The sequence below is a fragment of the Pseudaestuariivita sp. genome (assembly GCF_052825805.1).
In genome coordinates, this window is the sequence record NZ_JBRBVB010000008.1 from 62,293 (window position 1) to 84,460 (window position 22,168).

Annotated in this window: 21 protein-coding genes; 12 read left to right on the forward strand and 9 right to left on the reverse strand. The window is 65.5% G+C overall.

The window, feature by feature from the left end; translation table 11 throughout:
* Positions 1-5 precede the first annotated feature (5 nt).
* Both ACU0B3_RS10085 and ade read right to left on the reverse strand, forming a co-directional pair.
* Positions 6-1,490, reverse strand: coding sequence for an AMP nucleosidase (locus ACU0B3_RS10085; protein ID WP_446260726.1), 1,485 nt, complete (start codon positions 1,488-1,490; stop codon positions 6-8).
* Positions 1,490-3,304 (reverse strand): adenine deaminase, encoded by a 1,815-nt coding sequence (gene ade, locus ACU0B3_RS10090; protein ID WP_446260727.1) that lies wholly within the window; start codon positions 3,302-3,304, stop codon positions 1,490-1,492. Before ade ends, ACU0B3_RS10085 begins: the two co-directional genes overlap by 1 nt.
* A 71-nt stretch (positions 3,305-3,375) precedes the next feature.
* Between ade and ACU0B3_RS10095 the strand changes: the two genes are divergently transcribed.
* Both ACU0B3_RS10095 and ACU0B3_RS10100 read left to right on the forward strand, forming a co-directional pair.
* Positions 3,376-3,795, forward strand: coding sequence for a VOC family protein (locus tag ACU0B3_RS10095; protein WP_446260728.1), 420 nt, complete (start codon positions 3,376-3,378; stop codon positions 3,793-3,795).
* A 130-nt stretch (positions 3,796-3,925) separates the two neighbouring features.
* Positions 3,926-4,681 carry a class II aldolase and adducin N-terminal domain-containing protein gene (locus ACU0B3_RS10100; protein WP_446260729.1) on the forward strand — a complete coding sequence of 252 codons (756 nt, stop codon included), beginning with the start codon at positions 3,926-3,928 and terminating at the stop codon, positions 4,679-4,681.
* A gap of 27 nt (positions 4,682-4,708) precedes the next feature.
* Here the strand turns inward: ACU0B3_RS10100 and ACU0B3_RS10105 are convergent, their stop codons facing one another.
* On the reverse strand, positions 4,709-5,329 hold the full coding sequence (locus ACU0B3_RS10105; RefSeq protein WP_446260730.1) for a class I SAM-dependent DNA methyltransferase: 621 nt from the start codon (positions 5,327-5,329) through the stop codon (positions 4,709-4,711).
* Between the two features lie 74 nt (positions 5,330-5,403).
* Between ACU0B3_RS10105 and ACU0B3_RS10110 the strand changes: the two genes are divergently transcribed.
* Positions 5,404-6,267 carry an SDR family oxidoreductase gene (locus tag ACU0B3_RS10110; RefSeq protein ID WP_446260731.1) on the forward strand — a complete coding sequence of 288 codons (864 nt, stop codon included), beginning with the start codon at positions 5,404-5,406 and terminating at the stop codon, positions 6,265-6,267.
* Positions 6,268-6,439: 172 nt separating this feature from the next.
* Here the strand turns inward: ACU0B3_RS10110 and kynU are convergent, their stop codons facing one another.
* Both kynU and ACU0B3_RS10120 read right to left on the reverse strand, forming a co-directional pair.
* Positions 6,440-7,624, reverse strand: a complete 1,185-nt coding sequence (kynU, locus tag ACU0B3_RS10115) for a kynureninase (protein WP_446260732.1) — start codon at positions 7,622-7,624, stop codon at positions 6,440-6,442.
* An 11-nt stretch (positions 7,625-7,635) separates the two neighbouring features.
* Positions 7,636-9,603, reverse strand: a complete 1,968-nt coding sequence (locus ACU0B3_RS10120) for a 3-hydroxyacyl-CoA dehydrogenase NAD-binding domain-containing protein (protein ID WP_446260733.1) — start codon at positions 9,601-9,603, stop codon at positions 7,636-7,638.
* Between the two features lie 113 nt (positions 9,604-9,716).
* Between ACU0B3_RS10120 and ACU0B3_RS10125 the strand changes: the two genes are divergently transcribed.
* A complete protein-coding gene (locus ACU0B3_RS10125; protein ID WP_446260734.1) occupies positions 9,717-10,481 on the forward strand; it encodes an ion transporter in 765 nt (254 codons plus the stop codon).
* A gap of 153 nt (positions 10,482-10,634) precedes the next feature.
* On the opposite strand, the gene ACU0B3_RS10130 is transcribed toward ACU0B3_RS10125, so the two are convergent.
* Positions 10,635-11,504, reverse strand: a complete 870-nt coding sequence (locus tag ACU0B3_RS10130; protein ID WP_446260735.1) for a branched-chain amino acid aminotransferase — start codon at positions 11,502-11,504, stop codon at positions 10,635-10,637.
* Between the two features lie 207 nt (positions 11,505-11,711).
* On the opposite strand from ACU0B3_RS10130, the gene ACU0B3_RS10135 reads away from it, so the two are divergent.
* The 8 genes from ACU0B3_RS10135 to ACU0B3_RS10170 all read left to right on the forward strand — a co-directional run bounded on the left by ACU0B3_RS10135 (position 11,712) and on the right by ACU0B3_RS10170 (position 18,740).
* A complete protein-coding gene (locus ACU0B3_RS10135; protein ID WP_446260736.1) occupies positions 11,712-12,218 on the forward strand; it encodes a MarR family winged helix-turn-helix transcriptional regulator in 507 nt (168 codons plus the stop codon).
* A complete protein-coding gene (locus ACU0B3_RS10140; RefSeq protein ID WP_446260737.1) occupies positions 12,215-12,919 on the forward strand; it encodes a response regulator in 705 nt (234 codons plus the stop codon). The genes ACU0B3_RS10135 and ACU0B3_RS10140 overlap by 4 nt, the downstream gene beginning before the upstream one ends.
* Positions 12,920-13,039: 120 nt before the next feature.
* Positions 13,040-13,975, forward strand: coding sequence for a histone deacetylase family protein (locus ACU0B3_RS10145; protein ID WP_446260738.1), 936 nt, complete (start codon positions 13,040-13,042; stop codon positions 13,973-13,975).
* The gene (locus ACU0B3_RS10150; RefSeq protein ID WP_446260739.1) at positions 13,972-14,214 is read left to right on the forward strand and encodes an exodeoxyribonuclease VII small subunit; all 243 of its coding nucleotides are present in this window, start codon (positions 13,972-13,974) and stop codon (positions 14,212-14,214) included. The genes ACU0B3_RS10145 and ACU0B3_RS10150 overlap by 4 nt, the downstream gene beginning before the upstream one ends.
* Positions 14,204-15,061: a polyprenyl synthetase family protein gene (locus ACU0B3_RS10155; protein WP_446260740.1), complete on the forward strand. Its 858-nt coding sequence runs from the start codon at positions 14,204-14,206 to the stop codon at positions 15,059-15,061. Before ACU0B3_RS10150 ends, ACU0B3_RS10155 begins: the two co-directional genes overlap by 11 nt.
* A 56-nt stretch (positions 15,062-15,117) precedes the next feature.
* Complete coding sequence (gene dxs, locus ACU0B3_RS10160; RefSeq protein WP_446260741.1) at positions 15,118-17,049, forward strand: 1-deoxy-D-xylulose-5-phosphate synthase; 1,932 nt, start codon at positions 15,118-15,120, stop codon at positions 17,047-17,049.
* On the forward strand, positions 17,050-17,985 hold the full coding sequence (locus ACU0B3_RS10165; RefSeq protein ID WP_446260742.1) for a restriction endonuclease: 936 nt from the start codon (positions 17,050-17,052) through the stop codon (positions 17,983-17,985).
* Between the two features lie 98 nt (positions 17,986-18,083).
* Positions 18,084-18,740, forward strand: a complete 657-nt coding sequence (locus ACU0B3_RS10170) for a hypothetical protein (protein WP_446260743.1) — start codon at positions 18,084-18,086, stop codon at positions 18,738-18,740.
* Positions 18,741-18,908: 168 nt separating this feature from the next.
* On the opposite strand, the gene ACU0B3_RS10175 is transcribed toward ACU0B3_RS10170, so the two are convergent.
* From ACU0B3_RS10175 to ACU0B3_RS10185, 3 genes are all read right to left on the reverse strand, one after another.
* Complete coding sequence (locus ACU0B3_RS10175; RefSeq protein ID WP_446260744.1) at positions 18,909-20,243, reverse strand: NAD(P)/FAD-dependent oxidoreductase; 1,335 nt, start codon at positions 20,241-20,243, stop codon at positions 18,909-18,911.
* Entirely contained in the window at positions 20,240-21,055 is an 816-nt protein-coding gene (locus tag ACU0B3_RS10180) for an ABC transporter permease (RefSeq protein ID WP_446260745.1), read from the reverse strand. Before ACU0B3_RS10180 ends, ACU0B3_RS10175 begins: the two co-directional genes overlap by 4 nt.
* 139 nt (positions 21,056-21,194) lie before the next feature.
* Positions 21,195-22,082 (reverse strand): ABC transporter permease subunit, encoded by an 888-nt coding sequence (locus tag ACU0B3_RS10185; protein WP_446260746.1) that lies wholly within the window; start codon positions 22,080-22,082, stop codon positions 21,195-21,197.
* Between the last annotated feature and the right edge of the window lie 86 nt (positions 22,083-22,168).

Below are 22,168 nucleotides of genomic sequence, written 5' to 3' on the forward strand. Positions count from 1 at the left end.
GTGCGCTAGAGGAAGGCGGTCTCCTCGAAAGAGCGCAATTTCCGGCTGTGGATCCGTTCGAGCGGCATGCCGCGCAGATGCTCCATCGCGCGGATGCCGATCATCAGGTGGCGCGCGACTTGTGTCTTGTAGAAATCGGAGGCCATGCCGGGCAGCTTGAGCTCGCCGTGCAAGGGCTTGTCGGATACGCAAAGGAGCGTGCCATACGGCACTCGGAACCGGAAGCCGTTGGCGGCGATCGTCGCGCTCTCCATGTCGAGGGCCACCGCCCGGGACTGGCTGAGCCGCTGCACCGGGCCGGTGTGCTCGCGCAGCTCCCAGTTGCGGTTGTCGACGCTGGCCACGGTGCCCGTCCGCATGATCCGCTTGAGGTCGTAGCCTTCGAGCTGCGTCTCCTGCGCCACGGCCGTTTCGAGCGCGATCTGGATCTCGGCCAGCGCCGGGATCGGCACCCAGACCGGCAGGTCGTCGTCGAGCACCTTGTCCTCCCGCAGGTAGGCGTGCGCGAGGACGAAGTCGCCGAGCGATTGCGAGTTCCTGAGGCCGGCGCAGTGTCCGACCATCACCCAGGCGTGCGGGCGCAGCACGGCGATGTGGTCTGTCGCGGTCTTGGCGTTCGAGGGACCCACCCCGATGTTGACCAGCGTGATGCCGGACCCGTCCTTGCGCTTGAGGTGGTAGGTCGGCATCTGCGGCATCTTGGTCGGCTCGGGCAGCACCGTGTCGGGGTCGGTGAGCTCCACGTCCCCGGTCGAGACAAAGCTGGTGTAGCCGCTGTCCGGGTCGGCGAGCTGCTGACGCGCGTAGGCTTCGAACTCGGACACGTAGAACTGGTAGTTGGTAAAGAGCACGTAGTTCTGGAAATGGCCGGGGTCGGTCGCCGTGTAATGGGCCAGCCGGGCGAGGGAATAGTCGACGCGCTGCGCGGTGAAGGGCGCCAGAGGCTCGGTCCCGTCGACGGAGGTGTGCGTGCCGTTCACGATGTCGTCGTTGGTGGTGCCGAGGTCCGGCACGTCGAACACATCGCGCAGGATGAACTCGGCCGCGCCCTCTTGCGGCACGTTGAGGCGCGGGTCGTTCGCCACGGCAAAGTGCACCGGGATGGGCGTGTCTGACACCCCGATCTCGACCGGCTGGCCATGGTTCTCCATCACCAGTTTGATCTGCTGGATGAGGTAGTTGCGAAAGAGGTCCGGCCGGGTGATCGTCGCGGTGTGCACGCCCGGGCGCGAGACGTGGCCGAAGGCGAGACGCGAGTCGACCTTGGCAAAGGTTTCGGTCGTGATCCGCACCTCGGGGTAGTAGGCGCGGATGCGGGCGCCCGGATGGCCGTCCGTCAGCGCCTTGGCAAAGCCGTCACAGAGGAACGTCGTGGCGGCGGTGTAGAGCTGTTCGAGCCGGTCGACGGCGGCTTCGGCGGTGTCGAAGCTCTGCGGCGCGGGCGCCTCGGGCGTGAGGATGTTGCGGGAAGGGTCGATGAGGCCTTGCATCAGGTGTCCTCGAAAAGGTCGGTAAATTCGAATGTGCGCACATCGACGAGGCCGAGATCGGAAATACGAAGCTCGGGGATGACGACAAGCGCGAGCAGCGAGTGCTGCATGTAGGCGTTGTTGAGCGTGCAGCCGGCGTCCTGCATGGCCGTCGTGAGGGCCTGCGCAAGGTCCGCGACCTCTCTCGCGGGACGGTCGGACATGAGGCCGGCGACGGGCAGCGGGACGGAGGCTTGCTCGTGACCATCGCGCCAGAGGGTTACGCCCCCGCCCAGCGCGCGGAGATGGTTCGCGGCCTTGGCCATGTGCGTGCGGCACGTTCCGACGACGATCATGTGGTGGCTGTCATGGGCGACGGTGGAGGCCATGGCCATGGGGCCTTGGTAACCGAAGCCCGAGACAAGCGCGTTGACCACGCCGCCAGTGGCACGGTGCCGTTCGACCAGCGCAATCTGGCAGACGTCCTGCTGCTCGTCGGGCTCGAGGAGCCCGCCTCGCACCGGCAGTGTACGCTTGAGTGCCTTGGTCGGGGCTTGATTTTCGACGACGCCGATCACGTTGCAGGTAACCTCGGTGGTGCCGTCTGGTGCTGCGATCTCGAAGTCTTCAGCGGTGAGGTCGCGCGCCATGTTGACCGTCTGGCGCGCGCTGTCCGCCCAGTCGTAGTGCGGGCAGTCCACGAGGCATGTGCCGTTCTTGGCCACGGTCTTCCCGCGCGCGATCACGTGCTCGATCGGGAGCGTCTTGAGGTCGGAGGTGAGGATCACGTCTGCCCGGCGTCCGGGGGTCAGCGAGCCGATCTCACGCTCGAGGCCGAAGTGCGTGGCGGTGTTGAGCGTCGCCATTTGCAGGGCCACGATGGGATCGCAACCGCAGTCGATGGCGTGACGCACCACGCGGTTCATATGGCCGTCGTGCACGAGCGTGCCGGAATGGCAGTCGTCGGTGCAGAGGATGAAGGACCGCGGGTCGAGTCCCTTTTCGGTGATTGCGGTGATCTGGCTTTCGACGTCGTACCAGGCCGAGCCGAGGCGCATCATGGCGCGCATGCCCTGGCGGGCGCGGGCGATGCCTTCGGCCTCGGACGTAGTCTCGTGATCGTCCGCCGGGCCGCCTGCGACATAGGCGTGAAAGGCCGGGCCGAGGTCAGGCGAGGCGTAGTGGCCGCCGATGGTCTTGCCCGCCTTGGCGGTCGCCGCCATCTCGGCCAGCATCTTGGGGTCGGCGTTTGTCACACCGGGGAAGTTCATCATTTCCCCGAGGCCGATGATGCCTGGCCAGGTCATGGCCTCAGTGACGTCTTCCGGCGTAATCTCAAAGCCGGTTGTCTCGAGCCCGGGCGCGGAGGGGGCGCAGGACGGCATCTGGGTGAAGATGTTCACGGGCTGCATGAGCGCCTCGTCGTGCATCATCCGCACGCCTTCGAGGCCGAGCACGTTGGCAATCTCGTGCGGGTCGGTGAACATCGATGTGGTGCCATGCGGGATCACGGCGCGGGCGAATTCGGCCGGGGTGAGCATGCCCGACTCGATGTGCATGTGCGCATCGCACAGCCCTGGGATCATGTAGCGCCCGTCTGCCTCGATGATCTCGGTCTCGGGTCCGATGCAGTGGCCGGCGTCCGGGCCGACGTAGGTGATGCGTCCGTGGCGGATGGCGAAGTCGTGGTCCGGGAGCGCCTCGCGCGTGTGCACGTTGACCCATGTGCCGCTCTTGATCACGGTGTCTGCGGGCGCGCGGCCTGCGGCGACGGCGATCAGGTCGGCGGCCACGTCGGGCCAGCTGGGAAATGTCGGGGATGTTGTCTGCGGCATGTCGCAATCTGGCACGCAGTGCGGGTGGGCACAAGCGAGGCTGCGCCATCGTCATGGGAGTTTCACACAACATGGATTTCGAGACAGTGCCCCCCGAGGTGTTTGGTGCCCACCTTACCGGGTTCGGCGTGAACCTGCTGGTGCGCGATGTGGAGGCCGAGGTCGCGTTCTTGGCCCATGTCTTCGAGATGGAGGCGCACAGGGTGTCGAAGGACTTTGCGATCCTGACGTATCACGGGCATATTTTGCAGCTGCACAGTGATGGGACGTACATGTCCAATCCGCTTTTGTCGGTGTTGCCTGAAGCAGGGGCGCGTGGGGCGGGGGCGGAGCTGAGGCTCTTTCACACCGATCCCGACGCGGCGGTGCGGCGGGCGGCGGAGGTCGATGCGATGATCCTGCAGCCACCGACCGACAAGCCGCATGGGCTGCGGGAGGCTTATATCCTCGATGATGTGGGGTATGCTTGGGTGCCGAGTCGGCCGCTGTAGATAGATTTCTTGGGGGCCTTGCCCCCAAACCCCGAAAGGTATTTGAAAACCAGAGAAGCAGGGGACGGGTTTCTGTTTGAAGGGTATGGGGGATTCGTGGTCGGGTGGGAGCGGTAGAGGAGGATTAGAGATGAGCGTGACGCAGTTGCAGCCGAACATGGAGCATTGGCAGGAGCGGGTGGACTTGGCGGCCGCGTTTCGCTGGACCGCGCGGCTCGACATGCACGAGGGGGTGTCGAACCACTTTTCCCTGTCGATCAACGAGGATGGCTCGCGGTTTTTGATGAACCCCAACCAGGTGCATTTCTCGCGCATCCGGGCGTCGGACATGATCGTGGTGGATGCCAACGATCCCGAGACTTTGCAGGGGCCGAATGCGCCGGACCCGACGGCCTGGGGGCTGCATGGCGGGATGCACAGGCACTGCGCCCATGCGCGCTGTGCGATGCATATCCATTCGATCCACGCGACGGTGCTGGCCTGTTTACAGGACAAGGTGCTGCCGCCGCTCGATCAGAACGCGGCGATGTTCTACGGCCGGCAGGTGGTGGACGACAGTTATGGCGGGCTTGCCTTCGAGGAGGAGGGCGCGCGCTGTGCGCAGCTGTTCGACGATCCGAAGAAGTTCGTCATGATCATGGGCAATCACGGGATCATGGTGATCGGCGACACGGTCGCGCAGACGTTCAACCGGATGTACTTTTTCGAGCGGGCTTGCGAGGTCTATGTGCGGGCGCTGCAGACCGGGCAGCCACTGAGCATCCTGCCGGACGAGATCGCGGCGAAGACGGCCGATGAAATCGAGAGCTACCCCGAGCAGGACATCCGGCATCTGGCAGAGCTCAAGGCGATCCTCGACAGCGAGGGGTCGGACTACGCCGACTGACGCTGCGGTCTGAGGTTTGTCGGGCGCCTAGGCGGCTTTGCGGAAGATGGTCATGCGCGTGAGGTCGCCGCGGTGCGGGCCGGTGGCGCCGGGGCCATAGATCGGCACGTCGCGGGTCTCGAGGTCCGTGATCGGGAGGGCCGCGAGGGCGGCGTCAAAGCCATGGGCGGCGTAGTGTTCGGCGTTGATCGACAGGACAAAGAGCGCACCCGGTGCAGCCACGTCCAGGAGGTGCGTCAGCGCCGAGGGGCCAACGTGGCCGTGGGTGAACGTGCCGGAGCTGACGATGGTCTGGTAGTCGGATGCCAGAGGGATGGGCCTTGTCACGTCTGCCGCGATCAAGTTGCGGTAGACGTTCTTGGCCTCGGCCACGGCGAGCATTTCGGGCGAGAGGTCGAGCGCGTCGACGGGGGTGAGGCCGGCTGCGCTTAGGAGCTCTCCGACGATGCCAGTGCCTGCGCCGATGTCGAGGAGCGGGCCCTGCGCGCTGTGTTCGAGGCAGAGATCGCGCACGTGGTACGGAATGCGGAAGTCCATCGCCTGCACAAAGGTTGCGTCGTAGCTCTCCGCCCAGTCGGCATAGAGTTGCCGGGCGTCGGCATCCCCGTCGAGGGCGTAGGCTGCGTCAAGGTCAGGCGATCGTGTCATCCTGCAAGCCTGCGCCGGGGCGGCGGGCGGATCAAGCCTTGCGTGCGCCGGATGCGCCCGGCATGAACAAGGGTATGAAAAAGCTTCTTTCTTTCGGGCACGGGTATTCGGCGCGGGCGCTGGCGCGGCAGCTTTCGGATGACTGGGATATCGTCGGGACCACGCGGTCCGCCGCCAAGGTGGCGGGTGCGGGCGTGCCGATGCGGGTCTGGCCGGGGGCGGACTTGAGCGACGACATCAAGAGTGCGACGCATCTGTTGATCTCCTCAGGGCCCGGGGAGGGCGGCGATCCGGTGCTGCGCGACTATGCCGATCTGATCGCGGAGCAGGCCGGGCGGCTGACCTGGGTGGGGTACCTTTCGACGACGGGTGTCTACGGCGATCATGCGGGCGGCTGGGTCGACGAGACGAGCCCGCTGACGCCGTCGACCAAGCGCGGGAAGATGCGGCTGCAGACGGAGCGCGCGTGGCAGGCCATCGAGGGGCTGCCGCTGCACATCTTTCGGCTCGCGGGGATTTACGGCCCGGGGCGCGGTCCCTTTGCCAAGGTGCGCAACGGCACGGCGCGGCGGATCATCAAGGAAGGGCAGGTGTTCTCGCGCATCCATGTGGAGGATATCGCGCAGGTGCTGGCAGCCTCGATCGCGCATCCAAACCCGGGTGCGGTCTACAACGTGTGCGACCATGACCCGGCGCCGCCGCAGGACGTGATCGCCCATGCGGCGGAGCTGCTGGGGCGGGACGTGCCGCCCGACGTGCCGTTCGAAGAGGCGGAGATGACGCCGATGGCGCGCAGCTTTTACGCGGAGTCGAAACGTGTCTCGAACAGCCGGATGCGCGAGGAGTTGGGGGTGGAGTTGACCTACCCGGGCTACCGTGACGGGCTGGCGGCGATGCTGGCGGAAGACGACGGGACGCTGCCGCAACGGGATCATTAGAATCGTCCGCTTTTGGTCAAAATAGTGAAACGGAATTTCACGCGCCGACCCGCGGGATGGCGCAATCGCGCCGCCCCATGGGGGCGGGTCGGCGCGGCCTGACGGTTCCCGTCAGGCGGGTGCTTTGATTTGAGCGAGAGTGCGTCAGTTTAAAGGATGTTCGATTTACAGCTCACGTCACTCGGCTCTTCGTCAGGTACTCCGGGCTATCCCACAAACGGTTGCTCAAAACCTCCTCCAAAATGTCCACCGCACGAAGCACGTCTTCCTCATCGATAAAAAGCGGCGTCAGGCCGAACCGCATGATGTCCGGTGCGCGAAAATCTCCGATCACGCCGCGCGCGATGAGAGCCTGCATCGCGGCGTAGCCCTGCTCGAAATGGAAGGAGACCTGGCTGCCGCGTTGCGCGGGGTCTGTTGGGCTGGCCAACGTGAGCTGAGGACAGCGGGCCGAGACTTCCGCGATGAAGACCTCGCTGAGCTCGACAGAGGCGGCGCGCACGTCAGCCATGTCCACGCCCTCCCAAGCGTCGAGGGCGGCATCGAGGGCGGCGATCTGCAACACCGGCGGCGTACCGACGCGCATACGCTCGATGCCTGCGCCGGGGCGGTAGCTCTGCTCAAAGGCAAAAGGCGCGTCGTGCCCGAGCCAGCCCGAAAGGGCGGGAGAGACTGCTTCCTGCAAGTCGGGCCGGACGTAGATGAAGGCGGGCGCGCCGGGACCGGCGTTGAGGTACTTGTACGTGCACCCGACGGCAAAGGCGCAGCTGCAACCGGCGAGATCGACAGGCACGGCGCCTGCGGAATGGGCGAGGTCCCAGATCATGACGGCGCCCGCGTCATGCGCTTTTTGCGTGAGCGCGGACATGTCGTGCATCCGCCCGGTGCGGTAGTCCACATGCGTTAGCAGGACCGCCGCGACGTCTTCGTCGATCGCACCCGCAACCCCCTCCGGCGCTACAAGACGCAGCTCGTGCCCCTGCCCGATCTGCCGGATCAGGCCCTCCGCCATGTAGAGGTCGGTGGGAAAGTTGCCCGTGTCCGACAGGATCACCTTGCGGTCCGGCACCATCTCGAGCGCGGCGGAAAGCGCCTGATAGACTTTGATCGAGAGCGTATCGCCCAGCACGACCGAGCCTGCGGGCGCGCCGATGAGCCGCCCCACCCGATCCCCCACGGAGCTTGGCTGACCCATCCAGTCGTCCACGTTCCATCCGGTGATCAGATGTGCGCCCCACTCGCCCTCGACCGTGCGCGCCACGCGCTCCGGCACCGCCTTCGGCAGGGGGCCCAGCGAATTGCCGTCGAGGTAGATCATCCCCTCGGGCAGGTGAAACAGCTCTTTGCGTGGCAGCATGGCGGGTCCCCTCAGCGTGTGGAGGTGCCGGCGCGCGCGGCGTCGACCATGAACATCGGCCCGCCGCGCCAACGCGGAAAGCCGTAGCCGTTGACCATCACCACGTCGATGTCTCCCGCGGTTGCGGCGATGCCCTCGTCGAGGATGGCCTGCCCCTCGACCTGCATGACGTTGATGAGCCGGGCGATGATCTCTTCGGGCGGGATGGCGCGGCGGCGGATGCCCTTACTCGCGGAGTGGCGCTCGATCAGGGCGGTCACGTCCGCATCGGTGTCGGCGCGCCCTGCAGCATAGTTGTACCAACCGCGCTCGGCCTTGCGCCCGAACCTCCCCTGCTCGCAGAGCGCGTCGGCGATGGGCGCCCGGGGCGTGCCTTCGGGGTCCTCGGCGTACCGGCGCTTGCGCATCGCCCAGGCGATGTCGAGGCCGGAAAGGTCCTGCACCTCGAATACCCCCATGGGAAAGCCGAACGCCTTGAGCGCGCCGTCCACGTCCTGCGGCAGGGCGCCGTCCTCGAGCATTTGCTCGGCCTCGCGCCGGTACGCGGCGAGGATGCGGTTGCCGATGAACCCGTCACAGACCTTCGCCGGCACGGTCACCTTGCCCAGTCGCTTGCCCAGCGCGACGCCAGTGGCGATCGCCTGGGCCGACGCCTTGGCCGGCAGCACCAGCTCGAGCAGCTTCATCACATGCGCGGGCGAAAAGAAGTGCAGCCCAATCACCCGGCTCGGCTCGCGCACGGATGCGGCAATCGCGTCGATGTCGAGGTACGATGTGTTCGTCGCCAGCACCGCATCAGGCCGAGTCACTGCGTCCAGCCGCTCAAAGACTTCGGCCTTGACGTCGAGGTCCTCGAACACCGCCTCGATCACCAGGTCGCAGGGCGCCAGCGCGCCAAAGACGTCGGCGCTCTGGAAATTGGACAGCACGCGCGGGTGATCCTCGGGGGAGAGCCTCCCGCGGTTCAGGCTGCCTTGCAGGATTTTCTCGACCCGTTTCCGCCCTGCGGCGGCAGAGGTCGCGTCGCGTTCGACCAGAGTGACTTTCAATCCCGCCAAAAGGCACGCCGCCGCGATCCCCGCACCCATGTTGCCACCCCCGACGACGCCGATGTGCCTGTGCGGCGCCGGCGCCGTATCGAGCGTAAGCCACGACTTGCCCGCAGCGCGCTCGGCGAAAAAGATATGCCGCAGCGCCTTGGACTGCGGGTCGTCCTTGAGTGTGAGGAAGGCGCTCCGCTCGGCGGCCAGCGCCTCCTCCGGGGGCAGGGTCATCGCCCGGCGCACCGCATCCGCCGCCGCAACCGGAGAGAGCTGACCCCGCGCCCTTCGCGCGACCTTTTCCGCCTCTGCCTCGAACCCATTGGCGTCCCACGCCGGCAAGGGGCGCTGCAGCACAGAGAGCGGCAAAGGTTGCGCAGCGCATGCCCTCGCAAATTGCTCCGCCGCGGCATCCAAATCCGCGTCGACGAGATGGTCGATCAGACCTGTCTCCAACGCCTCGGTGGCCGGGACGTGCCGGCCGGACGTCGCCATGGACAGCGCCTGATGCGCCCCCACCAGACGCGGCAGACGCACAGTGCCGCCGGCGCCCGGGATCAGACCCAAGAGGACCTCCGGCAGGCCCATGCGCGCACTGTGCAAAGCAACCCGGTAGTGACAGCCCAGCGCCAGCTCGAGCCCACCGCCCAGCGCTGCACCGTGTAGCGCGGCAACCCAAGGCTTCGTCACGCTTTCGAGCGCCGTGACGACGCCCGGCAGGTGCGGCGGCTGGGGCGGGGCGTTGAACTCGCGCACGTCGGCGCCGGCCACGAACGTCTTGCCCGCTGTGCGCAGGACAACGGCCACAACGTCCATCGCCTCGGTGCGCGCAATCGCGGCGACCAGCCCCTCCCGGACGGCGTGCGAGATTGCGTGCACCGGCGGGTTGTCGATCGTCACCCGCGCGATGTCGCCGCTTTGCTCAACCGTGACTGTCATGTTGCCTCTGCTTTGACCTGACGACGGCCCGTGGTGCCTATTCGGCGCGGGCGCTCTTGCGTGACCCAGGGGATCGGGCCATATCCGCGAACATCGGCCATAGGAGACACGCCATGCAAGCACGGATCGCGGCCTTTCTCGAACAATCCTGGGTGCGCAACGCCATCATCGGCGTGATCCTCTTTAACGCGGTCATCCTCGGGCTGGAGACATCGGAGGCCGCCATGACAGCGGCAAGCGGCCTGATCCTGGCGCTCGACAGGGTGTGCCTGTCGATCTTTGTGATCGAAATCCTGCTCAAGCTCGCCGCCTACGGCACGCGGTTCTTCCGCAGCGGCTGGAACCTATTCGACTTCGTGATCGTGGGCGTGTCGCTGGTGCCCTCCTCGCAGGGGCTTTCGGTGCTGCGCGCGCTGCGCATCCTGCGGGTGCTGCGGGTCATCTCCGCCGCGCCCAGCCTGCGACGCGTGGTCGAAGGGTTCGTGACCGCCCTGCCCGGCATGGGCAGCGTGTTCCTCCTGATGGCGATCATCTTCTACATCGGCTCGGTGATGGCGACGAAACTCTTCGGCGCCAGCTTTCCCGACTGGTTCGGCAGCCTCGCGCTCTCGGCCTACTCGCTCTTTCAGATCATGACGCTCGAGAGCTGGTCCATGGGCATCGTCCGCCCGGTGATGGAGGTCTACACCTATGCCTGGATGTTCTTTGTCCCCTTCATCATGGTCACGACCTTCGCGGTGGTGAACCTTCTGGTCGGTCTGATCGTAAACTCGATGCAGGACGCCCACGCCGAGGAAAGCAACGCCACCACCGACGCGTACCGGGACGAGGTGCTTAAGAGACTCGAGGCCATCGAGCGACGCCTCGACAAATCCTGAAGCAGGCAAATTGGGGGGCCAGCCCCCCAAACCCCCCGGGATATTTCCAGCCAGAAGAAGCCAGGGACGGGTCTCCAGCTTCTCTGGTTCAAAAATACCTTGGGGGAGTCGCCCTTCAGGGCGGCGGGGGCAAAGCCCCCATCCTCCGCTGCATCAGGCGCGGACCAGCTTGTCGTAGCTCGTCGTCATGTCGCGGCAAATGTCGCCGACGTCGAATGTGTGCTCGCCGATCTGGGCAACGGGTGTTACTTCGGCGGCGGTGCCGGTCAGCCAGCATTGCTCGAAGCTGCTCAGTTCCTCCGGCATGATATGCCGCTCGTGCACCTTGATCTGGCGATCCTCGAGCATGCCGACGACGGTCTGGCGTGTGATGCCGTTGAGGAAGCAGTCGGGTTTGGGTGTGTGCACTTCGCCGTCCTTGACGAAGAAGACGTTGGCGCCGGTCGCCTCGGCCACGTAGCCGCGGTAGTCCATCATCAGCGCGTCCGAGCAGCCTTTGGCCTCTGCCTCGTGCTTGGACATGGTGCAGATCATGTAGAGGCCGGACGCCTTGGCGAAGGACGGGATGGTCTCGGGCGAGGGGCGTTTCCATTTGGAGATGTCGAGCTTGGCGCCCTGCATCTTGGCATCGCCGTAGTAGCTGCCCCATTCCCAGGCCGCGACGGCCATGCGCACAGTGTTGCGCGCGGCCGAGACGCCCATGTCCTCGCCCGATCCTCGCCAGGCGATCACGCGCATGTAGGCGTCATCCCAGCCGTTGGCCTTGAGCACGTCGTATTTGGCCTTTTCGATCTCGTCGATGGAGTACGGGATCGGCATGTCGAGCTCGTTGCCGGAAAAGTGGAGGCGCTCGGAGTGTTTGACGCTTTCGAAGATGGTGCCGTTGTAGGCGCGCTCGCCCTCGAACACGGACGAGGCGTAGTGCAGGCCATGCGTCAAAATGTGTACGTTCGCGGCGCGCCAGTCCACCAGCTCTCCGTCCAGCCAGATCGTGCCCTCGCGATCGTCGTATGCACCCGCCATTGTCTCTCTCCGTTTGCGAATGTTGCGCCGCTTAGGTCCGCACCGGACATAAAGTTGCGCCAAAACTGCGATTCGATACCTTTCACGACTTGGAATGTCAACAAGGCTGACTTAAAGTCCGGCCAAGGCTTTAAGTCTGAGCAAATGGCGAAGACCGTGCAGGACGGCGGGTGGCAAAGGTCCCCGCTCGGCACGTGGGGAGGGATCATGGCAGACCGGACAGGTGCGGCGCGGGGCGAGGCGCTGCTCTTCCTCACCGACGAGCAGCTAAGGCAGGGGATCGAGGCGATGTTCTTTGCCTATCGCGGGTTCACGGCCGACCCGGACCGCATCCTGGCGGGCCTGTCCTACGGGCGGGCGCATCACCGGGCGATCCATTTCATCAATTGCGCGCCGGGCACGACGGTCAACAATCTGCTGAACATTCTCGGCGTGACGAAACAATCGCTCAACCGGGTGCTGCGTACGCTGATCGAGGACGGTCTGGTGGAAAGCCGCGTCGGGCGGGCGGACAAGCGGGAGCGACATTTGTTCTTGACCGAAGGGGGGGCGGCGCTCGAACGTGAGCTGTCGGACGCCCAGCGCGCGCGCATGCGAGCGGCCTACCGCGCGGCGGGGCCGGAGGCAGTGGCCGGGTTCCGGCAAGTGCTGGAGGCGATGATGGACCCCGAGATGCGCCGCAACTACGTCAAACTGCGCGAGGGCAGAGGATGACAGACCCCGATCCGCACCTGCTGGTGGTCGATGACGACGAGCGCATCCGTGGGCTTTTGCAAAAGTTCCTGATCCGGCACGGGTTCATCGTGTCCGCGGCGCGGGACGCGGCGCATGCGCGGCGGCTGCTATCGGGGCTCGAGTTCGACCTGATCGTGCTCGACGTGATGATGCCGGGCGAGGACGGGGTGACGCTGACGCAGCACCTGCGGGAGACGCTTACGACGCCGATCCTGCTGCTCACAGCAAAGGGCGAGACGGATGACCGGATCGCGGGTCTCGAGGCGGGCGCGGACGACTATCTGGCCAAACCTTTCGAGCCGAAGGAACTGCTGCTACGGATCAACGCGATCCTGCGGCGCGTGCCGGATGCGGAGGCGGCGCCGGTCAGCCCCAAGGTTCTGACGCTGGGCCCGGTGCGCTACGACACCCAGCGCGGAGAGGTTTGGCAGGGCGACACGCAGTTGCGGCTGACGGCGACGGAGCAGAAGCTGATGCAGATCTTTTCCGCGCAGGTGGGCGAGCCTTTGGCGCGGGCCGATCTGGTCGAGCGTCTGGGCCGCGACGGCGGGCAGGCGCAGGAGCGTGCGGTGGATGTACAGATCACCCGGCTGCGCCGGAAGATCGAGGCAGACCCCAAGCAGCCGCGCTACCTGCAGACGGTGCGCGGTGCGGGATACATGCTTGCCGTCGACACGTAAGGTGGGCAGATGCCCACCTTACCGCGGGAGCCGTGACGGCAGTACACAATTCACGGGCTCTGGATTGGTGGCAAGCCGGCCCTCCGGGGGGAGTTTATCCGGGAAGATGAAGAGGAGCGCATGGCGACAGCTTTGATCACGCATGAGGCCTGTCACGGGCATGTGGCGCCTGAGGGCATGCCAGAGCGCGTGGGCCGGTTGAAGGCGGTATTGGCCGCGCTGGACGACCTCGATCTGGTGCGGGTGGACGCGCCTGAGGCCGGGCCGGCGGAGGTTTTGGCGCTGCACACGGCGGGCCATGTGGATCATGTGGAGGGGTCGGTTCCCGCGTCGGGGTTTGCGGGGCTCGACAAGGGCACGGATGCGGAGACGTTTCTGTGTCCGACGTCTTTGGAGGCCGTCTATCGTGCCGTTGGCGGTGCGCTCAGGGGCGTCGACATGGTGCTGGCAGGAGATGTGCAGAACGCCTTTGTGGCGACGCGTCCTCCGGGACATCACGCCGAGGCGGACAAGGCGATGGGGTTCTGCATCTTTGGCAACGTGGCCTTGGCGGCGCGGCATGCGCTCGAGGCGCATGGTTTGAGCCGCGTGGCGGTCGTCGACTTCGACGTGCATCACGGCAACGGCACGCAGGCGCTTTTGTGGGACGAGCCGCGGGCGCTGGTGGTGACTTCGCAGCAGATGCCTTTGTGGCCCGGCACGGGGTATCCTGAAGAACGGGGGCCGCATGACACGATCCTGAACGTGCCTTTGGCGCCGGGTTCGGACGGAGCAGCGATGCGGAGCGTCTACGAACGGGTGGTCTTTCCGAGGTTGCGGGCGTTCGCGCCGGAGCTGATCCTGATCTCTGCCGGGTTCGACGCGCATGAGGCGGACCCGCTGGCGCAGCTGCGCTGGGTGGAGGAGGACTTTGCCTGGCTCACGCGCGAGCTGTGCGCGTTGGCGCGGGAGCTGTGTGACGGGCGGGTGGTGTCGTGCCTGGAGGGCGGCTATGACTTGCAGGCGCTTGCGGCCTCGGCCCGGGTGCATGTGATCGAGATGATGGAGGCCCCATGACAGACACCCCGGTAGACCAGATGTCGTTCGAGCAGGCCATGGCCGAGCTCGAACAGGTCGTGGGCCAGCTCGAGCGGGGCGACGCACCGCTGGACCAGTCGGTGACGCTCTACGAGCGCGGGGTGGCTTTGAAGAAGCGCTGCGCGGATGAGCTCAAGCGGGCCGAGGAGAAGGTGCACGCGATCACGCTTGATGCGGACGGGCAGCCGACCGGGACCGAGCCGCTTGATGTCGGCTGACCTCAAGTCGGGGCTGGGTGCGGCGCAACGGGCCGTCGAGGAGCGGCTGGATCAGGCTTTGGCCGGAGAGACCGGCGATCTGGCGGACGCGATGCGCTACGCCATGGTTGGCGGCAAGGGGCTGCGCGGGTTCCTGGTGCTCGAAGGGGCGCGGCTGCACGGGATTGCCGAGGCGGACGCGGTACATGCCGCCTGCGCGGTCGAGGCGCTACACGCCTACTCCCTAGTGCATGACGACCTGCCCTGCATGGACGATGACGACCTGCGGCGCGGCCAGCCGACGGTGCATCGCAAGTGGGACGAGGCCATCGCAGTGCTGGCCGGGGATGCGCTGCAGACGCTGACATTCGAGCTGCTGGCCGAAGCGCCCGAACCGCTTGCAATGGTGCGGAGCATGGCGGAGGCGGCAGGCCGGCGCGGGATGGTCGGCGGTCAGATGCTGGACATCGCTGCCGAGAGCGCGGGACGGCCGCTGACGCTCGAAGAGATCACGACATTGCAGGACGGCAAGACGGGCGCATTGCTCCTTTGGTCTGCGACTGCCGGGCCGCGGATGGCCGGCGAAGATCTGACAGCGCTTGATACCTACGGGCGCGCGATTGGCCTGGCGTTCCAGATCGCGGACGACCTGCTCGATGTCGAGGGCAGCGCCGAAGAGGTGGGCAAGGCCGTCGGCAAGGACGCGGATGCGGGCAAGGCGACATTCGTCTCCCTCCTCGGCGTCGACGGGTCGAAACGCCGCGCGGCCGAGCTCGTGGACACGGCCTGCGCTGCGCTAGATGGATATGGAGCCGACGCGGAAACGTTGCGCGCGTTGGCGCGTTTCGTTATTTCCCGCACATCCTGACACCGGGCTGTCCACCACATCTGACAGGCCCGCCGCGCTCAAGACTGGAGCCCGCCATGTCCCATCACCCCGACACGCCGCTGCTCGACAAGGTGCAGAGTCCTGCGGACCTGAGGTCCCTCACGGACAGCGAGCTCAAGCGGCTGACAGGGGAGCTGCGGACGGAGGTGATTTCTGCCGTGTCGGAGACGGGCGGACATCTGGGCGCGGGGCTGGGCGTGGTCGAGTTGACGGTGGCTCTGCATGCCGTCTTTGACACGCCGAAGGACAAGCTGATCTGGGACGTCTCGCACCAGTGTTATCCGCACAAGGTGCTGACCGGGCGGCGGAACCGCATCCGCACCCTGCGTCAAAAGGGCGGGCTGTCGGGGTTTACCAAGCGCAGCGAGAGCGTGTTCGACCCCTTTGGCGCGGCGCATTCGTCGACCTCGATCTCGGCGGCGCTCGGGTTCTCCGTGGCGCGCGATCTGGGCGGCCAGTGCGACGGCGGGCTGGGGGATGCGATTGCAGTCATCGGCGACGGCTCGATGAGCGCGGGGATGGCCTTCGAGGCGATGAACAACGCCGGCCACCTTGGCAAACGCCTGATCGTGATCCTCAACGACAACGAGATGTCGATTGCGCCTCCAACGGGCGCGCTGTCCTCGTACCTCAGCCGGCTCTACGCCGAAGAGCCGTTCCAGGAGCTCAAGGCCGCCGCCAAGGGCGCTGTGAGCTTTTTGCCGGAACCCTTCCGCGAGGGGGCGAAGCGCGCCAAGGACATGCTCAAGGGGATGACCGTGGGCGGGACGCTCTTCGAGCAGCTGGGGTTCTCGTATCTCGGGCCGATTGATGGGCATGACCTCGACCAGCTTTTGCCAGTGCTGCGCACGGTCAAGGCGCGCGCGACTGGGCCGATCCTGATCCACGCGATCACGAAAAAGGGGAAGGGCTACAAGCCCGCCGAGACCGCCGCCGACAAGGGCCATGGCGTGTCCAAGTTCGACGTCGTCACCGGCAAACAGGCCAAGGCCAAGTCGAACGCGCCGAGCTACACCAAGGTGTTCGCCGAGGCGCTGGTGCAAGAAGCTGCGGAAGACTCCCGCGTCTGCGCCGTGACCGCCGCGATGCCGGACGGGACGGGGCTCGGGCTGATGGCTGAGCGCTTCCCGTCGCGCGTCTTTGACGTGGGGATTGCCGAGCAGCACGGGGTGACCTTTGCCGCGGGTCTTGCGGCGGGCGGGATGAAGCCCTTTTGCGCGATGTACTCGACATTCTTGCAGCGCGGGTATGACCAGGTGGTGCACGACGTGGCGATCCAGCGGCTGCCAGTGCGGTTTGCCATCGACCGGGCGGGGCTGGTGGGCGCGGATGGCGCAACCCATGCCGGTGCGTTTGACGTGGCCTACATGGCGAACCTGCCTGGCATGGTTGTGATGGCCGCCGCCGACGAGGCCGAGCTCAAGCACATGGTTGCCACGGCGGCAGCCTATGACGATGGACCCATCGCATTTCGCTATCCGCGGGGAGAGGGTGTCGGCGTCGACATGCCGGAGCGTGGGCAAGTGCTTGAGATCGGCAAGGGGCGCATCGTCCGGGAGGGCAAGGGCGTCGCGATCCTGTCCTTCGGCACGCGCCTCAACGAGGTTGAGACCGCCTGCGAGGCGCTGGCCGCCAAGGGGATCACGCCGACGGTGGCGGATGCCCGCTTTGCCAAACCTCTCGACCGCGACATGATCCTGGCACTCGCTGCTGACCACGACGCACTCATCACCATCGAGGAAGGCGCGATCGGCGGCTTCGGCTCTCACGTCGCGCAGCTTCTGGCCGAGGCGGGTGTGTTCGACACCGGTCTCACCTACCGCTCGATGGTGCTGCCGGACACGTTCATCGACCAAGCCTCCCCCCGCGACATGTACACCGTCGCGGGTCTCAACGCCGAGGATATCGAGGCAAAAGTGCTGAGCGTGATGGGCGTGGCGTCGCTCAATTCAAAGCAATCTCGGTAGATGCCGCACCCCTCATATCAAGAGCTGATGCTGCCGGTCTTGAAGCTCATGGCGTCAGGCCACCAGACCATTCCCCAGTGTCTGCCTAAACTGATCGCCGAGTTCGGTCTATCCAGCGAGGAGGCGGACGAGCTTTTGCCGAGCGGGCGCCAAACGATTATGGCGAACCGAGCGCATTGGGCGCGCAACTACATGTCCCAAGCAGGGCTCGTTTTTCCCCTCAAACGGGGCCACTACGTACTGTCGGATGCAGGTCGGGACTTGTTGGCGAGAAACCCGGAAAAGATCGACAACGCGATGCTCCGAGCCTATCCGGATTTCCTCGAATTTCTGGACAGGTCCAAAGTAAGCTCGTCCTCAGAGGACACATCATTTGGCCTGACGACCACCCCATCTGACACCGAAGCAAGCACGCCAGAGGACGTCATATCGCAACAAGTGTCGCAACTGGACCGCGTGTTGCAGGATGAACTTCTCACCGCAGTGCTGGCTTTGTCACCGCTTCGTTTCGAGCAGCTTATCGTGGACCTGTTGCTGAAAATGGGCTTTGGCGGCGGGGACGCCTCCAGCGGTTTGCGTATCGGAAGATCAGGCGATGGAGGTATCGACGGCATTATAAACGAAGACGCGCTGGGCTTGGACGCAGTCTACGTGCAAGCGAAACGTTATGATCCATCCAACAAGGTTGGACGACCTGATATCCAGCGGTTTGTCGGCTCTCTCACCGGCGAGAGTGCGACAAAAGGCGTGTTCGTGACCACTTCGGACTACTCGCGCGAGGCGCGAAATTACATCAGTCGCGTCCAGCAACGCATTGTTTTGATAAACGGAAATCGTCTCGCCCAATTGATGGCCCAGCACGAAGTCGGTGTGCGCGCACGCAAGACCTACGTACTCAAATCTGTCGATGACGACTACTTTACCCCTGACGCTTGAGGCCAGTCGGCACGCATCTGCGAAATGATTGCTCTTCTAAAGCCGCTGACGCAGCGTTTGCTTTGCCATGTGTGCGCGCGCCGGTCAGGCTGACGCGCATGACGATCGGCATCCACTCCCGGCCCGTATTGGCGTACCGCTGGGCCGTGTTCCTGCTGGCGGCGGGGTACACGGTCTACAACGTGCTTTTTGTCGGGTGGAGCGGGCCGGGAGGACCGTTTCGGTACCTGACGATCTGGGCGCTGCTGCTGAGCTTTTTCGCGGCCTCGCGGATGCTGGCGCGGTCGGAGCATCGCAGTGAGCGCCCGCACGAGGTGACGGCGATGTGCGCGGCGGTGCTGAACGCAATGGTCGCGGTGCTGTACTGGCGGCTTTATCTGATCGACCCGGGGCTGGTGAACGGCGGGAGGCCGATTGTCTGGTGGCAGGAATTCTATCTGCACGCGCTGGGACCGGCGCTGCAGATCGTCGATGCGCTGTTGATCGGGCAGGTCTTTCGCCGGATCTGGCGCGCGGTGCTGCCGCTGAGCGCGATCATCGCGGCTTATATCCTGTGGGCGGAGCTCTTTGTGCAGCGGTTCAATGTCTCTCCGAGTGGGAGCGTGACGAGCGGGCTGCCCTACCCCTTTCTCAACAACCTGGAGCTGGCCGAGCGGGCGGTGTTCTACGGGACCAACTTTGGCGTCGCGCTTGGGATGCTGGGTGCGTTTGCGGGGCTTGGGTGGTTGGTGCGCCGGGGCGCGCGGAGTATTTAACGGGTCGACCGTTGGGCCGATGCAAAAAAACATCTGTGCACGCGCCGTCCCGGGGGTGGCGCATCGCGCCGCCCGTTTTGCCGGAGGCAAACCTACGGTTTGACGGGGTGGGTCGGCGCGGCCTGACAGTGCCTGTCAGGCGGGTGCTTTGACTTAAGCAAGTGTGTATTAAAGCGCGTCTTGCATCATGCGTATCCCATAAGCTGGCCACAAAAGGTGCCGGCGGAAACGGCCTCCGGGGAAGCGGGGCGGCGGGGTGGTCAGAACGGTCGACGTCGGTTTGTCCATGCGTCCATCCGCGATCAGGTCGGCGAGAAGCGCGCCGCAATAGCTGCCCATCGCCACGCCGTTTCCGTGATAGCCGAACGCGGCAAAGAGGCCGGGATGGTCCGGGACCGGGCCGCAGAAGGGCGTGAGGTCTCGGGTCAGGCAGACGAGGCCGCTCCAGACATGCAGCGTTCCGAGCTGGGCGAGGGCCGGGAACATCCGTGCAAAGGCGCGGCGCAGACGGGCCTCGGCGCGGCGGTCCGCAGCAACGCTCGACAGCAAAGAGCCGCGCATCCCAAAGAGCATGCGCCCGTCTGGCATCCGCCGGAAATAGTGCAGGAACTCGCGCGAGGTGTAGGCCATCTGCCGCGTCGTCCAGCCAGCCTCCTGGGCCAGCGCCTCGGGGATCGGAGCGGTCACGAGCACCGCCGATTGGGCGGGCAGGAACCGCCCGGCAAGCCAGGAGAGCAGGCTGTCCGGTGCGTAGCCGTTCATCGCGAGCACGACCTTACCGGCACGGATTGTGTGGCCATTTGCGGTCAGCGTGTAGCCGTCCCGCGTCCAGCCAAGATGTGTGACGGGGCTGTCGCCAAAGGCTTGCGCGCCCGCCTTTTGCGCGGCGGTGAGAAGGCCGGCGAGGTACTTGGCCGGGTTGAGGCCGAAGCCGACACGCAGGGTCATCGCGCCGTGGAATGGGCCGTGCAGGCCCGATTGACGCAGTCCATCACGCGGAGTGAGGTCCACCTCGGTGTCGTAGTCACGCGCCAGATCCTGCGCCTCGGATTGCATCTGCGCCCAGGTGCGGGGGCTGTGGGCAAGCATCGTCTCACCGTCCGAGTGCCGGTCGATGTCGAGCGAGAGCCGCTGCGCGAGGTCCGCGACATGATCGACCGCGGCGCGTTCGGCACGTCGATAGGCGCGTCGCTGGTCTTCTCCGAAGCGGGCGCGCAGCGCGGCGTCGGTCGCCTTCGCCCCACCCAGACAGCAAAATCCCCCGTTGCGGCCGGATGCGCCGAAGAGTGGATGGCGGGCGTCGAGGAGGGTGACAGACAGACCGCGCTCTGCCAGCGCAAGCGCTGCGTTGGCGCCCGTGACGCCTGCGCCGATGATGGCGACGTCGGTCTGGTGATCCTGTGTCAGCTTTGGCCATGCGAGCGGCGTGTCGACGGTCTCGGGCCATGCACAGCGCGCTCGGGGCGCGTCGGAATAGGCGTGCTCCGGGTAGGGGCGCCTCATGCGCGGGCGGCTTGCGCCTCGTCCCGCGCGCGGAGCACCGCCTGCCGTTTCGAGATGAGCGAGGCGGTGATCACGCCGATCGTCACCACCGCAATCAGCAGCGTTGAAAGCGCATTGATCTCGGGTGTCACGCCGAGACGGATCGCGGAAAATAGCTTGATCGGGAGGGTCGTGGCGCTGGGGCCGGAGGTGAAAGAGGCGATCACCAGATCGTCGAGCGAGAGGGTGAACGCCAGAAGCCAGCCCGAGATCACCGCCGGTGCAATGATCGGCAAAGTCACCAGCCGGAACGCCTGGAACGGCGTGCATCCGAGATCGAGCGCAGCCTCCTCGAGCGAGCGGTCGAACGAAGTCAGCCGCGAGGAGACGACGACGGACACAAAGCACATCGAGAACGTGGTGTGCGCGAGCACGATCGTCAGCACGCCACGGTCGAGGCCGATCCCGATGAAGAGGAGGAGGAGCGACAGGCCGGTGATGACTTCGGGCATCACGAGTGGCGCGTAGATCATGCCGGAAAAGAGCGTGCGTCCTGCGAACCGCCCGCCCCGGATAAGCAGGTACGCCGCCATCGTGCCGAGCACCGTCGCGATGGTCGAGGAGAGGACCGCGACCTGCAGCGTGACCCAGGCCGCGTCGAGATAGGCTTCGTTCTGGAAGAGCTCGCCGTACCACTTGGTCGAGAAGCCCGCCCAGACCGTCACCAGGTTGGACGCGTTGAACGAGAAGATGATGAGGATCACCATCGGCAGGTAGAGGAACGCAAAGCCAAGCGTCAGCGAGGTCGCGTTGAACCAGGTAAAGCGCGTCATCGGGCAGCTCCCTTGCCTGTGGCGGCAGCGCTGGTGGCGCGTGCGGGAGCCTCTGGCGGTGGAGTGAGCGCGCGTCTCGAAAACGCTCCAGTGGAGCGTTTTGCGCGTGAACGGGCGGAGCCCTGTGGGAAGATGAAGATCATCCGTCCGTCTCCCGTGCCTTTTGCTCGTTCCTTTGGAAAAGGACGATGGGGATGATCAGGATCAGGAGGAGGATGACGGCCACGGCAGAGGCGACGGGCCAGTCGCGGTTGTTGAAGAACTCCTCCCAGAGGACCTTGCCGATCATCAGCGTGCCGGAGCCTCCAAGGATCGAGGGGATCACGAATTCGCCGATCACCGGGATGAAGACGAGAAAGCAGCCGGCGATGATGCCGTTTTTCGACAGGGGCACCGTGACCAGCCAGAAGGCCGTGAGGCGCGTGCAGCCGAGGTCGGTGGCGGCCTCGATCAGGCTGTCGTCCATCCGTTCGAGCGCGGCGTAGATCGGCAGGATCATGAACGGCAGGTACGTATAGACGATGCCGATGTAGACGGCGGTGTTGGTGTTCAGGATCGTGAGCGGCTCGGAGATGATCCCGGTCCAAAGGAGCGCCTGGTTGAGAAAGCCCTGCTGCGAGAGGATGCCGATCCAAGCGTAGACGCGGATCAGGAACGAGGTCCAGAACGGCAGGATCACGAGCATCAGCAGCGTCGTGCGCCATTCCTGCGGCGCGCGGGCCATGGCGTAGGCAATCGGGTAGGCGACGCAGAGCGTGATGAGGGTCGAGATGGCCGCGATCTGGAGGGAAGAGAGGTACGCCTTCCAGTAGAGGTCATCGTCGGTGAGAAAGACGTAATTCTCGAAATCGAGCCCGGTGAAGAAGGCCCGGATGGACGCCCACCCTTCGGAGAGGTCGAGGGTGGGCGTGTAGGGCGGGATCGCGATGGCCGGATCGCTGAGCGAGATTTTGAGCACGATCAGGAACGGCACCAGAAACAGCGCCAAAAGCCAGACGTAGGGGATCGCGATCAAGAGGCGGCGCATGGGCGGGCCTTGTTTGGGGTGTGGGAGCGGAGGTCCCAGACGCGGACAGGAAGGTCCCGGATCAAGTCCGGGACGCGGGATACGAG